The sequence below is a fragment of the Plantactinospora soyae genome (assembly GCF_014874095.1).
GTDB classification, from domain to species: Bacteria; Actinomycetota; Actinomycetes; order Mycobacteriales; family Micromonosporaceae; genus Plantactinospora; species Plantactinospora soyae.
This window is the reverse complement of the sequence record NZ_JADBEB010000001.1, coordinates 7,547,028-7,561,071: the sequence shown is the minus strand read 5'-3', so window position 1 is coordinate 7,561,071 and position 14,044 is coordinate 7,547,028. Positions and strand designations below refer to the sequence as shown.

At 72.4% G+C, this 14,044-nt stretch carries 6 protein-coding genes and 2 pseudogenes; 2 read left to right on the top strand and 6 right to left on the bottom strand.

The features are described 5' to 3' along the window. Window positions 1-23: 23 nt before the first annotated feature. Entirely contained in the window at window positions 24-7,841 is a 7,818-nt protein-coding gene (locus tag H4W31_RS33140; protein ID WP_318783548.1) for a type I polyketide synthase, read from the bottom strand. Window positions 7,842-8,140: 299 nt separating this feature from the next. Here H4W31_RS33140 and H4W31_RS33135 point away from each other — a divergent pair, with 299 nt between their 5' ends. Then, window positions 8,141-8,356 carry a hypothetical protein gene (locus H4W31_RS33135; RefSeq protein WP_192770210.1) on the top strand — a complete coding sequence of 72 codons (216 nt, stop codon included), beginning with the start codon at window positions 8,141-8,143 and terminating at the stop codon, window positions 8,354-8,356. A 200-nt stretch (window positions 8,357-8,556) separates the two neighbouring features. After that, window positions 8,557-9,699: a hypothetical protein gene (locus H4W31_RS33130; protein ID WP_318783547.1), complete on the top strand. Its 1,143-nt coding sequence runs from the start codon at window positions 8,557-8,559 to the stop codon at window positions 9,697-9,699. Between the two features lie 147 nt (window positions 9,700-9,846). Here H4W31_RS33130 and H4W31_RS33125 read toward each other — a convergent pair whose 3' ends face one another. The 5 genes and pseudogenes from H4W31_RS33125 to H4W31_RS45045 all read right to left on the bottom strand — a co-directional run. After that, a complete protein-coding gene (locus H4W31_RS33125; protein WP_318783763.1) occupies window positions 9,847-10,233 on the bottom strand; it encodes a VOC family protein in 387 nt (128 codons plus the stop codon). Next, window positions 10,233-10,529: an ArsR/SmtB family transcription factor gene (locus H4W31_RS33120; RefSeq protein WP_192770207.1), complete on the bottom strand. Its 297-nt coding sequence runs from the start codon at window positions 10,527-10,529 to the stop codon at window positions 10,233-10,235. Before H4W31_RS33120 ends, H4W31_RS33125 begins: the two co-directional genes overlap by 1 nt. A gap of 101 nt (window positions 10,530-10,630) precedes the next feature. Further along, the gene (locus tag H4W31_RS33115; protein WP_192770206.1) at window positions 10,631-11,725 is read right to left on the bottom strand and encodes a cellulose binding domain-containing protein; all 1,095 of its coding nucleotides are present in this window, start codon (window positions 11,723-11,725) and stop codon (window positions 10,631-10,633) included. A gap of 122 nt (window positions 11,726-11,847) precedes the next feature. After that, window positions 11,848-12,222, bottom strand: a pseudogene (locus H4W31_RS45050) (cellulose binding domain-containing protein); the annotation flags it as partial. Window positions 12,223-12,699: 477 nt separating this feature from the next. Next, window positions 12,700-14,028, bottom strand: a pseudogene (locus tag H4W31_RS45045) (DUF6055 domain-containing protein); the annotation flags it as partial. Window positions 14,029-14,044 lie beyond the last annotated feature (16 nt).

Genomic DNA, 14,044 nt, shown 5'->3' with positions numbered 1-14,044 from the left:
GGTCGCCGGGGTCGGCCCGGCGGCTACCGGGCCGCGTGCAGGTCGCGGATCCAGCCGCGGATGGCGGTCGCGGTCGTCCCGGCGTCCTCGCTGACCATCGTGTAGTGGTCGCCGGGAATGTCGACGACCTCGTGCGGTAGCGGCCAGTGCGGCGACCAGTCCCCGCCGGGGTCGGCGTCCCGCATCTCCCGGGTCGGAACGGCGCGCAGCAGCAGCGTGGGTACCGGTGACGCCTGCGGCTGCCAGCCGTCGAAGATCCGTACGTACGCGCCGCCGGCGATCATCGTGGCGTCCGAGAAGAAGCCGTGGAACAGCTCCGCCGGGCGGTTGCGATCCGCCGCCACCAGCGCCAGCGCACGCCTGTCGTCCCGGCCGGCCGGGCCGAGGTGGCTGTCGATGAGGATCACGCCGACCGGCGGGGCGCCGTCGGTCACGAGCTGCCCGGCGAGGGCGTGCGCGACTCCGCCGCCGGTGCACTCGCCGACGAGAACCACCGGCCGGTCGCCGGCGAGGGTACGGACCGTGTCGGCGTGCAGGGTGGCCAGCGTGGCGACGCTGTCCGGGACGTCGCGGCGGGCACCGAAGCCGGGATTGACGAGTATGTGCAGGTCGAATTCGTCGGCGAGCGCCCGGACCAGCCCGACCGGGGTCGGATCGGAGAGCGCGAGATAGCCGGGCAGGAACAGCAGGACCGGCCCGCGCGGGTCACCCTCGGCCAGGCGTACGGGTGGGATGGCGTGCCGCGCCCGCTGCGCGGCGGTGAACGTCGGCAGCCCGTACGAGGCGAGGTACCGCAGCGCCATCGCCTCCGACACACCCTGGTCACGGATGACCCGGTGGTAGATCGCGGTGAACCGGTCCGACACGATCCGCTCGCCGGTCGGCGGCGCCTCGCCCGTCGCCCCGGTCGGCGCGTCGTCGATCGGCGTCGCCCCGGTGGAGAGCGCCTCGGTCAGCAGCGGGTACAGGTGTGCGGTGAGTTCCGGCAGGGTCGGATGATCGAGGGCGATCGTCGCTTCCAGGCGTACCCCGGCGGACGTGCTGAGCCGGTTGCGCAACTGGACCGCGGCGAGTGAGTCGAGGCCCAGCTCGGTGAAGTGTCGCTCCGCGTCCCACGACGCCGCGTCCGCGAAGCCCAGCACGGCGGCGACCTCCGCCCGGACCAGGGTCGACAGGGTCGCCTTCCGGTCCGCCGCCGGCACTCCGGCCAGGGTCGCACGCCACGCGGCACGCGCGTCGTCGGCGGCTCCGGTGGTGGCGCCGTCCGGGGCGGCCGGCACCAGCGCGCTGAGGATCGGCGGTACGGCGGCGCCGGCCAACGCCGGCAGGTCCAGCAGGAGCGGGACGAGCACCGGCTCGGGGGTGCGCAGCGCCCGGTCGAGCAGCGCGGTGCCCTGTGCCACGGTGAGCGCCCGGATCCCGCCGTCGGTCAGCTGCCGACGGGCCGTGTAGGTCACCGCCCTACCGGCCATGCCGGCGGTGTCGTCGTCGGTTTCCCAGAGGCCCCAGGCCAGCGACTGCGCCGGCAATCCCCGGGCGGTGCGATGCTGCGCCAGCGCGTCCAGGAACGCGTTCGCGGCCGCGTAGTTGGCCTGACCCGGCCGACCGAGCACCCCGGACGCCGAGGAGTACGTCACGAAGGCCGCGAGCCCGAGCCCCCGGGTGGCCTCGTGCAGGTGCCAGGCGGCATCTGCCTTCGGCGCGAGTACGGCGGCGATCCGCTCCGGCGACATGGCGGTGAGTACGCCGTCGTCGAGCAGACCGGCGAGGTGGAACACGGCGGTCAGGCCCGGCCGGCAGGCGGCGACCAGCGCGTCGACCTGCGACCGGTCGCCGAGGTCGCAGCCGACCACGCTGACCCGGGCCGGAAGTTCGTCGGCCCAGGACGGCGGGTCTCCCCGCCGGCTGGCGAGCACCAGGTGCCGGACCCCGTACTCGGCGACGAGGTGGCGGGCCAGGATCGCGCCGAGGGCACCGGTGCCGCCCGTGATCAGTACCGTGCCGTCCGGATCCAGGGCCGGTGCGGGGCCGTCGGCCGCGATGGACGGAACGAGCCGGGGTGCGACGATGCTGCCGCCGTGGACCGCGAGCCGTGGTTCGGCCAGCGCGGCCGCCCGCTCCAGGGCCGCCTCGGACGCGGGCGTGCCGCACAGGTCGACGACGCCGTACCGGCCCGGGTGTTCCGACTGGGCGCTGCCGACCAGCCCCCAGACCGCCGCCATGGCCGGATCCGGGTCGGCGCCGGTGGCCCGTTCGGTGACGACGACGAGGCGACCCGGCCGGTCGGCGTCGAGCCAGTCGGTGAGCCGGTGCAGGGTGCTCCCGAGCAGTGCGCGTACCCGGGCGGGCGGGTCGCCGTCGGCGGGCGCGGCCGGGCGGTACAGCTCGTACGGGCCGCCGTTGCCGGCCGTCGGTGCCGGTACCCAGTCGAGCCGGTGCAGCGCCCGGCGGGCCGTGGTCCGGGCCGCGGTCGCGGCGTCGATCTCCCTGGTGACGAGCGAGTCGATCGTGGCGACGGGTCGACCGAGCGGGTCGTCGACGGTGAGCCGTACCTCGTCCGGTCCGATCCGGGAGAGCACCACCCGGGCGGCGGTGGCTCCGCGGGTGTGCAGCTCGACTCCGCTGAAGGTGAACGGCACCCGTAGCCGGTCCGGTGGTTCGGCCAGCAGGCTGGCGTGCAGGGCCGCGTCCAGCAATGCCGGGTGCAGGCCGTACCGGCCGGCGCCGGCTCCGTCCGCCGGCAGGGTCAGCTCGGCGTAGACGGTGTCGGCATCCTGCCACAAGCCGGTGACCAGGCGGAACGCCGGACCGTAGCGGAATCCTGCCGCGCCCAGCCGTGCGTAGTCGACGGCGACCGGCCGGGCGGCGGGCGGCGGCCAGTCGGTCGGTGTCGCCCGGGCGCGGCCGGTCGGCGCCGTGACGGTGGCGGTGGCGTGCCGGGACCATGGACCCCGGGACCCGTCCTGGCGGGCCCAGATGGTCAGCGGGCGGTCGCCGGTCTGGTCCGGCGCGTCCACGACGACCTGGACGTCCACCGGACCGGCCAGCACCAGCGGGGTGGAGATGGTCAGCTCGGCCAGCCGGACGGCGCCGCTGCCGGCACCCGCCGCCTGGAACGCCAGCTCGGCCAGCGCGGCGGCGGGCACGACGACATCGTCGCCGATCACGTGGTCGGTGAGCCAGGGCAGGCGGGTGGCGGCGAGGACCCCGCTGTGCCGCACCTGTGGACCGTCGGCGGCGGGCTGCGGGTCGCCGAGCATCGGGTGGGACGCCACCACGGCCGGCGGGGTCGCGTCCAGCCAGTAACGCTGCCGCTGGAAGGGGTACGTCGGCAGGTCGCACCGCCGGGCGCCGCTGCCGGCGTACGCCGGCAGCCAGTCCACCGGCACGCCGTGCAGGTGCAGTGTCGTCAGTGCGTCGAGGAGGCCGGTGACCTCGGTGGACCCGGATCGGAGGCCGGGTACGAAGACGGCGTCCGAATCCGCCGCCACGCACCGCTCGGCGAGGACGGCGAGGACCGCGTCCGGCCCGACCTCGAGGTAGGCGGACGTTCCGGCCCCGTCGAGCCAGCCGACCGTGTCGGCGTACCGGACCGTCTCGCGGGCGTGCCGGACCCAGTATTCGGCGCTGCGCAGCGCGTCCGGGTCGGGCCGACCGGTCAACCCGGAGACCACCGGCACCGACGGGCGGTGGTAGGTCACCGACTCGGCCACCGCCCGGAAGTCGGCCAACATCGGGTCGAGCAGCGGCGAGTGGAACGCGTGGCTCACCCGTAGCCGGTTGGCCCGGCGCCCGAGCCGGGCGACCAGTTCCGTCACGGCGTTCTCGGCGCCGGAGAGGACGACGGAGTCCGGGCCGTTCACGGCGGCCAGCCCGACCGGGCCGGCACCGTCGGCGAGGAGCTTCTCCACCTCGCCCTCGGTCGCCCGGACCGCGACCATCGCCCCGCCCGGGGGAAGGGCGGCCATCAACCGCCCCCGCGCGGCGACCAGCCGGGCCGCGTCCGGCAGCGAGAGTACGCCCGCGACGTGCGCGGCGACGAGCTCACCGATCGAGTGTCCGGCGAGGTGGTCCGGCCGGACCCCACACGCCTGGTACAGCGCGTGCAGCGCCACCTCGTACGCGAACAGGGCTGGCTGGGCATAGTCCGTGCGGTCCAGCAGTTCGGCGTCGGTGCCGTCGACCACGCTGCGGAGCGGCCGGTCCAGGTGCGGGGTGAACGCGGCGCACACCGCGTCGTAGGCCTCGGCGAACCGGGGGAAGGCCGCCGCCAGTTCGTCGCCCATCCCGAGCCGCTGTGCGCCCTGCCCGGTGAACAGGAACGCCAACCGTGGATCGCGGCGGGCGACCGCCCGACGTACGCCGGTGTTCGGCACTCCACGAGCCAGGTCGCGTACCGCCTCGACGTGCCCGGCCCGGACCGCCGCCCGGTGTCCGAGCGCGGTCCGCCCGGTGGCCAGCGAGTACGCGACGTCCAGCGGGGAGGCGTCCGGCAGCGCGCCCGCGAGTCGCCCGGCGTACGCCCGCAGCCCGGCCTCGTCGGCGCCGCTGAGCAGCCAGGGTGGGCTGCCCCAACCCGAGGCGCGGGCGGGCGGCGACGCGCCGGTGGCTTCGGTGCCGGAGTCGACGTCCGACGCCGCCCCGACGGCCGACGTGGCAACCCCGGCGGTCGGCTCCTCGATGATCACGTGCGCGTTGGTGCCGCCGATGCCGAACGAGGAGACCGCCGCCCGTCGTGGCCGTCCCTGCGCGGGCCACGGCCGGGCGGTGTCGAGCAGCCGTACCGCGCCGGCGGTCCAGTCGACGTACGGCGACGGCTCGTCGGCGTACAGCGACCGGGGGAGCTTCTGATGGCGCATCGCCTCGATCATCTTGATCACGCCTGCCACGCCCGCCGCCGCCTGGGTGTGCCCGAGGTTCGACTTCACCGAACCCAGCCAGACGGGCTGCTGCCGGTCCTGCCCGTAGGTGTCGAGAACCGCGGCCGCCTCGATCGGGTCGCCCAGCCGGGTGCCCGTACCGTGCCCCTCCACCACGTCCACGTCGGCTCCCTCGAGGTCCGCGTCGGCGAGTGCCAGCCGGATGAGGTCCCGCTGCGACTCGCCGTTCGGCGCGGTGAGCCCGTTCGAGGCGCCGTCGGAGTTCACCGCCGACCCGCGCAGGATGGCAAGTACCGGGTGCCCGTGACGCCGCGCGTCGGCCAGGCGTTCCAGCAGGACGAGCCCGGTTCCCTCGGCCCACGCCGTACCGTCGGCGCCGGCGGCGAAGGAGCGGCACCGACCGTCCGGGGCGAGGCCGCGCTGCCGGCTGAACGCGAGGAACGGCCCCGGTGTCGCCATCACCGTCACCCCTCCGGCGAGGGCCAGCGAGCACTCGCCCGATCGCAGCGACTTCGCCGCGAGATCCATCGCGACAAGCGACGACGAGCAGGCCGTGTCGATGGTCATCGTCGGGCCGCGCAGCCCGAAGACGTAGGCGATGCGCCCGGACGCGACACTGCCGGCCGAGCCGATGCCCAGGTGCGACTCCAGTTCGTGGGCGGACAACCGGCTGGCGTAGTCGGCGTGCATGAGTCCGACGAAGACGCCGGTGTCGCTGTCGCGCAGGCGCGGCGCGGGAATGCCGGCCCGCTCGAACACCTCCCAGGCCACTTCGAGCAGCAGGCGGTGCTGCGGATCCGTGGCGAGGGCCTCGCGCGGTGAGATGCCGAAGAACGCCGGATCGAAGTCCGCCGCGTCGTGCAGGAACCCACCCCGGCGGGTGTACGTCGTACCGATCCGGTCCGGGTCGGCGTCGTACAGCGCCTCGACGTCCCAGCCGCGGTCGGTGGGGAACTCACTGGTCGCGTCCGCGCCGTCGTCGACGAGCCGCCACAGCTGTTCGGGTGACCGCACGCCGCCCGGGTACCGGCAGCCGACGGCGACGATCGCCACCGGCTCGGTGGCGGCTCTCGGGCGCCGAGCGACGGTGGCGGCCGCACCGCCGGAGAAGCGACCGTCCAGATAGGTCACAAGGGCGGCGGGACTGGGCTGATCCCACAGCACCGTCGTCGGCAGTCGCAGCCCGGTACGCAGGCTGAGCCGGTGCCACACCGTCATGGCGGCCATCGAGGTCATTCCGAGGTCCGCAAACGCCGTGGCCAGGTCGGCGACCGGGCCACAGATCGCGGCCACCTCGGCGCGGACCAGGTCCGCCAGCGCGGCCCGGCGTTCCCCGGCGGTCAGGCCGTCGAACCGGGCGGTCGTCTCCGGGGACGTGCCGGCCGCGAGCGCCTCCCGCAGCAGCCGACGTCGGGGTTTGCCGGACGTGGTACGCGGGATCACCGGGGTGAAGACGATCTCCTCCGGCACCTTGTGCGCGGACAACGCCCGCGCACACGCCCGCAGCAGGTCGGCCGGGTCGGTCAGCCCGGCCGGGTCCGCCGACACGACGAAGGCCACCGGGACCTCGCCGAGCAGCGGATGGGCCCGGGCGACGACGGCGGCGTCAGCTACCTCGGGCAGGCCCCGCAGCGTCTGTTCGATCTCGGCCGGGTCCACGTTGGTACCGCCTCGGATGATCAGGTCGCCGACCCGTCCGACCAGGCTCAGATGTCCGTGCGGATCGATCCGGCCCAGGTCACCGGTGCGGTACCAGCCGTCCCGCAGCACCTCCGCCGTCGCCTGCGGCCGCCCGTGATAGCCGAGCATGAGGTTGGGGCCCCGGACCCAGACCTCGCCGTCCGCGTCCGGTGCCGCTGCCCGGCCCGTAGCGGGGTCGACCAGCCGCAGTTCGACGCCGGGAGCGGGCGGGCCGCTCGTACCGCGCGTCCGGGGTCCCGCGACCGGCTCCACCGCGATCATGCCGCACGTCTCGGTACTGCCGTAACAGTCCAGCAGTGGTACGCCGAGCCGGGCCTCGACGTCCGCCCGCAGCTTCGGGTCGCTGACCGCGCCGGCGGTCAGACAGATCCGCAGCGACGACACCGCCGGCAGGTCGGCGTCCAGCAGTTGGCGGTACGTCACCGGCACCCCGGCGACGACTGTCGGCGCCGCCTCGCCGAGGAGCCGGGCCACCGTCGCCGGAGCGGGTTCGGAGACGATCCGGGCGCTCGCGCCGGCCACCGTGACACCGAGCACGCAGAACGAGTGCGCGAAGCTGTGCGCCATCGGTAGCGGCCAGAGCAGACGGTCGTCGGACGTCAGGCGGAGCACCGGCCCGTAGCAACTGACCGCCGACCACAGGGCCGCCCGCTGGGTCGAGACGGCGCCCTTGGCCGCTCCGGTCGTTCCCGACGTGTAGAGCATGAAGGCGGGCTCGTCGAGGCTCAGGTCGTCCGGGGCGTCCCCGACGGGCTCCCCGGGGTCGTCGCCATCGTCGGTGAGGTCGCTCAGCCGCCGTGCACCATCGGGCAGCGGACCCGCCCCGGCGACCACCAGCCGTACCGGACGACGCCCCGCGACCACCCGGGCGACCTGGTCGAGGCGTCGCTCGTCGATCACCAGTACCGCTGGTTCGCAATCGGCGAGCAGGGCAGCCAACTCGCCCTCGGTGCAGTGTGGACTCAGCGGTACGCCGACAGCCGTGGCCCGGACCGCCGCGAGGAGCACCTCCACCAGGTCGACGCCGCCGTCGAGGCAGAATGCCACCCGGGCACCGCGCTCGACACCGAGACCGGCACCGAGCCGTCCGGTACGCCGTTCCAACTCGCCCCATGTCACGGCGCGCCGGTCGTCCGCGTACGCCGTCCGATCCGCGTACCGCCGGGCGTTGTCCCGCAAGAGCAGCGGTATCGGCGTGATCACGTCCCGCTCGGCGGCCGTCGTGTGTCTTTGCCCTTCGACGTCCCAGACATCCCGCACGGTCCTGATCCTCGCATTCGGACGCCAGGGCCGACCACGGTGGCACGGAGCGCCGCCGGGTGTGGCGACGTGGCCGAGGCGACCCGACGCGTATGTGTTGCGCTGGGCAAACGTGAACTCGCGTGTAGGCTGCCACACCTCCTACCGAATTCATGGCCAGAGGTCCCGAATTCGAATCCTGGCCACGTTACCGCAGGAATCGGGCGGCCGATTATCGAAAGAGAATTCCTGGAGAAAGGCCCTCGGTTTCCATTCGTCCTTCTGTTTTCTGGACAACACCCGCGGGAGGCCTCGCGCCGGTGCCGTGGGAAGACCGGGCCGGGTCGCACACCACCGCCGACCACATCGCCGTGCTCGACCGGGCCCGCATGCAGGTTTCCGACGGCCACCGGCACGGCGCGCCGATCCTGGTCCGCGCCTACCCGCGGTCGGCCGTACCCGGGGCCGGCCTGCTCAGGTCCGTGGCCTGCCCGTCGGCGGAGTCGTTGCGCGGTCCGGTCTTACATTGCCTCTAGTCAATGTCGAAGATCGATGCTATGAATTGGTGGGTCGCCGGCGACCTACCAGGGCAATGCCGCCTCCACCGTTTGGGTATCGACGTAATTTTTGGGGAGAAAAGTACATGAAGGAAGATCTGGCTGGTTGGCGGTGGGCTCGATGGCGGCGTTCAACGAGGACTGTCATCGCCACGGCGGCGACATCCATCGGAATCGCCGTGCTCGGCATTGGCGTCACGACGGGCCCGGCTGCCGCAGGCGTCAGTCCCGCTGAGCGCGGCTCGCTGAGCGCCTCGTCCGCTGCCGCCCCGGCGGTGTCCAGCATCGCCACGGGCTACTCGCAGACCTGTGCGGTCCGGGTCGACGGAACACTCTGGTGCTGGGGCGGGAACGCCAGTGGTCAGCTTGGCGACGGCACCAACACGAGCCGGAACACCCCGGTACGCGTCGGCACGGCCACCACCTGGGCAAGTATCGATGCTGGCACCAGTCACACCTGTGCCGTGCAGGCCGGCGGAACGCTGTGGTGCTGGGGCAGCAACCGCAGGAGCCAGCTTGGTGACGGCACCACCACGAACCGGAACGTCCCGGTACGTGTCGGCGACGCCACCACCTGGGCCAGTGTCAGTGCCGGCAACAGCCACACCTGCGCCATCCGGACCGACGGCTCCCTGTGGTGCTGGGGCAGCAACCGTAATGCGCAACTGGGTACCGGCGCCGCCCTCAACGACGCGACCACCCCGGTACGGGTCGACACGGCGACCAACTGGGCGAGCGTCACGACCGGGTTCGTGCACACCTGCGCGGTCCGCACCGACGGCACCCTGTGGTGCTGGGGTGACAGTTCGAACGGGCAGCTCGGTGTCGGCGTCATGAGCTACAAGACGACTCCGACGCAGGTCGGCACCGCCACGTGGACCGGCGTGACGGCCGGCTACGCCCACACCTGCGCGGTCCGTGCCGACCGGACCCTGTGGTGCTGGGGTGAGAACGGGTACGGGCAGTTGGGCGTCACCGGCACCTACCGGAGCTCACCGGTCCAGGTCGGCACGACCACCACCTGGGCCAGGGTCAACGGAAGTGACGACTCGTCGTGCGCGGTCCGCACCGACGGCAGCCTCTGGTGCTGGGGCAACAACACCACCGGACAGTTGGGCGACGGCACCACCACCCACCGGTACAGCCCCACCCGGGTCGGCGACGCCACCACCTGGAGTAGCGGCTTTGTCGTCAGCTATCACCACTGCGCGGTGCGTACCGACGGCAGCCTTTGGTGCTGGGGCAACAACGCGGCGGGACAGTTGGGCGACGGCACCTCCGTCCAGCGGTCGACTCCGGCGCAGGTGACCACACCGGGCTGACCGTCAGCGTTCGATCCCATGCCGTCGGCCCGCGCCGCTGATACGTTCGCGGCGGCCGGGTCGACGGCATGGCCCGAACCTGCGCTGGGAGGCGGCAGGGTGACGGCGGAGCCGTCGACCCCGATGTCTGCCGGTGGGGGAGCGCGACTACTTCATGGCGGCGAGCTGGATCAGATTGCCGCAGGTGTCGTCGAAGACGGCGGTGACCACCGGCCCCAGGTCGGTCGCGTCCTGGGTGAACTCGACGCCGAGCCCCTTGAGCCGCTCGACCTCGGCGTACACGTCGTCGACGGCGAACTGGGTGAACGGGATGCCGTCGGCGACCAGGGCGCTCTTGAACGGACCCGCCGCCGGGTGGCCGTCCGGCTCCAGCAGCAGCTCGACACCGTCGGGGTTGGCAGCGGAGACCACGGTGAGCCAGCGGGCTTCGCCAGCGGGCTCGTCGGTCTTCTTGATGAACCCCAGCTTCTCGGTGTAGAAGGCGAGCGCCTTGGCCTGGTCGTCAACGAGCACGCTGGTGATACTGATGCGAATCATGGATCCGGTTCCTCTCGGTCGATGGGCCACCGCTCGACGATCGAGCGCAGCGGGCCCGTGTCGATGTGGTGGAACTTGAACCGGCCCTGCCGCCGGGTGTGCACCAGTCCGGCCTGTTCGAGCACGGCGAGATGCTGCGAGATGGCCTGGCGCGAGGAGGCCAGGCCGTGCTTCATGGTCAGCCGGCTGCAGATCTCGAACAGCGTCTGTCCGTCCCTGTCGGTCAGCTCGTCGAGGATGATGCGTCGCGTCGCGTCCCCGATGGCCTTGAACAGGTCTGGGTCTGCGTCCATGGGCACAGTTATAGGCAAGTGGCCACTTGCCTGTCAAGGGGACCGCCGCTCGGGCCCGGCCCGACGGCTGGCTCGTACCGCCACGGGCAGGCCCGTACCCGTCAGGCGAGCGTGCAGCTCACGGCGGGCGCCGGGGTGGTGCCGTTCCCGGAGGCCAGGAAGCCGAAGCTGGCCGTGCCGCCGACCGCCAGGCTGCCGTTCCAGCTCAGGTTCCGGGCGGTGACCGCCGCCGCGTTCTGGGTCACGGTGGCATTCCAGGCCTGTGCGATCTGCTGACCGTTGGCGAGGCTGAACGCCGCCGTCCACGCCGAGGCGGTGGCGGTGGAACTGTTGGTCACCGTGACCTCACCCTGGAAGCCGCCACTCCATTGGGAGACCACCTGGTAGCTCGCGGTGCACCGGCCACCGCCGGGGGTCGGGGATGCCGACGGCGTGGCCGAGGGGCTGGGCGTCCGGGTCGGGCCCGCCGTCGGCAGTGGCGGGATGACGCCGTTGAGGACCTGGGCGAGCGCCGGGTACCAGCGGTCGGACATCTTCTGGAAGCCGGCGGCGTTCGGATGCACCCCGTCGCCGGTGTCCGTGGTCGGGTTGAAGCCGCTCCACTGGTCCACGACGACGATCGGCGACCCGGCGGTGCGCAGACCGGCGGCCCAGCCCGGTATCCGGTTGTTGAACGCCACCACGTCGGCCGGGCAGGTGGCGCAGGCGTTCTGGCCCATCGGGATGATCTGCGCCACGATGATCTTCACGCTCGGATTGTTGGCCCGCATCTGGCCGACCAGCTTGGTGAGTGCGGACATCTTGGCGTCGGTGGGGATGTAGCCGCCCCACATGTCGTTCGTGCCGAGGTGCATGAGGACGATGTCCGGGTTGGTGGCCGCGAGCCAGGGCGGAAGTTGGTTCTGGTCGGCGATGCCGGTGGCCGAGAAGCCGCCGTGCCCTTCGTGGTCGGTGTCCAGCGGCACGGAGCAGCCGCCACCGCTCTGGGTACCCACGAAGTCGATGTTGGTGTATCCGGTGCGTTGGAGGCGGTCCCAGAGCAGGGCACGCCAGCAGCCGGGGCCGGCGGTGATGGAGTCACCCAGCGGCATGATCCGGACCGGGGCGGCGGCCGAGAGCGCGGGTCTGGCCACGATGACGGCCAGCACGGCGGTGAGCGTGGCGAGGAGCGCGTACAGGAGAGCCTTTCGAGGCATGGTCGCTTCCTTCCAGGTCGGCGCCGCCGGACGGGCAGCGGTCACTGAGTGGGTGCCGAGTTGCCGACGGTTCACCGGACGGCGTCGGGGTGGGGCGCGATCGCGGCCCACCCCGACGCGGGTCAGCTGGTGCAGGCAGAGCCGTTGAGGGTCCAGCCGGTGGGCGGCTGGTTGGTGCCGCCGTGGCTGCCCTGGAAACCGAACGACGCGGTGCCGTTCGGGGCGATCGTGCTGTTGTGACCGGCGTTCCGGGCGGTAACCGACGATCCGCTCTGCGTCACCGTGGCGTTCCAACCGCTGGTCACCTGCTGGCCGCTGGTGAACGAGAAGGCGAGCGTCCAGCCGTTGACCGCGCTGGCGCCGGTGTTGGTGACGGTCACGTCGCCGGTGAACCCGGTGTTCCAGGAGTTGGCCGCGTACTGCACCCGGCAGGAGAGGGTGCCACCCGGCGGCGGCGTCGTGGGCGGGGCAGTGGTGGGCGGCGGCGTGGTCGGCGGACCGGTGGTGGGCGGCGGCGTGGTCGGGCCGGTCCCGCCGGTGATGGCGAGCTCGTCGGAGGTGAAGGTGCCGTGTGACGGGTTGATGTCCGCCTCACCGCCGCCGCCGTCGCAGCTCCGGCTCGGGTTGAACATCAGGTACGTACCCGACGAGCAGTTGCCTCCGGTCGGCCCGGCCGGCGGCTCGGCGTCGCCGCCGACGACCGCGCTGCCGCCGATGGTGACTCCGCCGTGGACGATCGCGTTGCCCTTGACGATCGCGTTGCCGGTGACCGTACCTCCGTTGACCCAGGCGAGGTCCTCGATGCGGGCGTTGCCGCTGACGGTGCCGGTGTAGACGGCGGCGCGCGGCCCGACGTAGGCCGTCGCGGCGACGTTGGCGTTGCCGGCGACCCAGCCACCGCCGTTGGCGTGCCAGCGTCCGCCGTTTGTGGCGGCCGGCTTCTGGTACCCGGGCTCGTGGCCGGACGGGATCGCACCGGAGATCCGGAACTCGTACGGGTACCGGCGGTTCTTCGGCCAGCCGTCGAGGAACGCGTACTTCGGTACGGCGCTGGCGGGTGTGCCGGTGACGACCAGGAACACCTCCCGTTCGCCAGGCTGGGTCTGGAAGCTGAGCTGACCGGAGGTGCCCTGGGTCAGCGGTCCGTACCGGGGTGTGCCGTTGCGCACCGCGACGAACCCGAAGGTCCAGCCGGTGGCACCGGTTTCCGCGTGCCCCTTCAGGTGCAGGCGGATCAGCGCGCCGTCGCTGTCCGGTACGAGCTGGATCTTGTTGTAGCCGTAGTCGGACGGCGCCATCGCGTCGGAGATGCGGTAGTGCCGGGCGCCGGCGTTGACCGCTTCGACCGGCACGCCCTTGTACGCGTTGAGGAAGCCGGCGCCGTACACACCGTTGATGAACGGCATGAAGTCGGCGCGGTTGGAGTAGTCCCAGGTGACGTTCTGCTGGGCGTACTCGCCGATGCGCCGGTTGAGCTCGGCCTGGGTGATGCCGGTGATCCGCCGGTACACCTCCAGCGGATGTTCGGTGTTCCGGGCCTCGTTCCAGATCCGGTTGAACATCGCGATGCCGTCGCGGTCCTTGATGTACTGCGGCAGCATCCAGGCGCCGTAGTGGTGCCGGGACGAGGAGTAGTACAGGTTCTCCGTGCGCAGCCAGCGGGTGAGGTCGCCGGCTGCCGTCCTGGGATAGACCTGCATCGCCATGAACTCGGCGCTGGCCTCCCAGAACGTGCCGGATGACGCGTGCGTGAAGCCCATGCCGGAGCGGCCGAGGAAGGTGTAGTTCTGGAAGACGTGCCCCAGTTCGTGGGCCAGACCCCAGGATCCGGGCTGTGCGGCGGCGGGCGCGATGTTGATGACGCCGACCCGGCCGTCGGTCGAGCCGCCGGTGGCCCAGGCGTCGAGCGCGGTGCGGTTCCAGGTGCGCGTGACGATAACGATGATCTTGTGTTGGGCCAGCAGCCCGGTCTCCGTCGTGAATCTCATCGTGTTCACGTAGAAGGAGTACAGGGTCTCGAGCTGGCTGAGGATGTTGTCGGGGTCGAAGCGGAACTCGTTCGGCGCGCTCCTCGGGTCGGTGCCCGACTTCTCGCCCCAGAGCAGGATGAAGTTGGCCGACTCCCTGGTGCGGTTCGTCGCCCAGGGCACCTCGCCGGTGCTCTGCCAGCGTTCCGGAATCCAGACCGTCTTGGCGGCTGCCGCCGCGGCCGGCGTCGACTGTGGTACGACCACCGGCGCGGTGCTGAGCACGACCAGCGCGAACACGGCCAGCCAGCGGCGCCATCCGGATCGGAATTTCATCGTCGCATCCCTACGT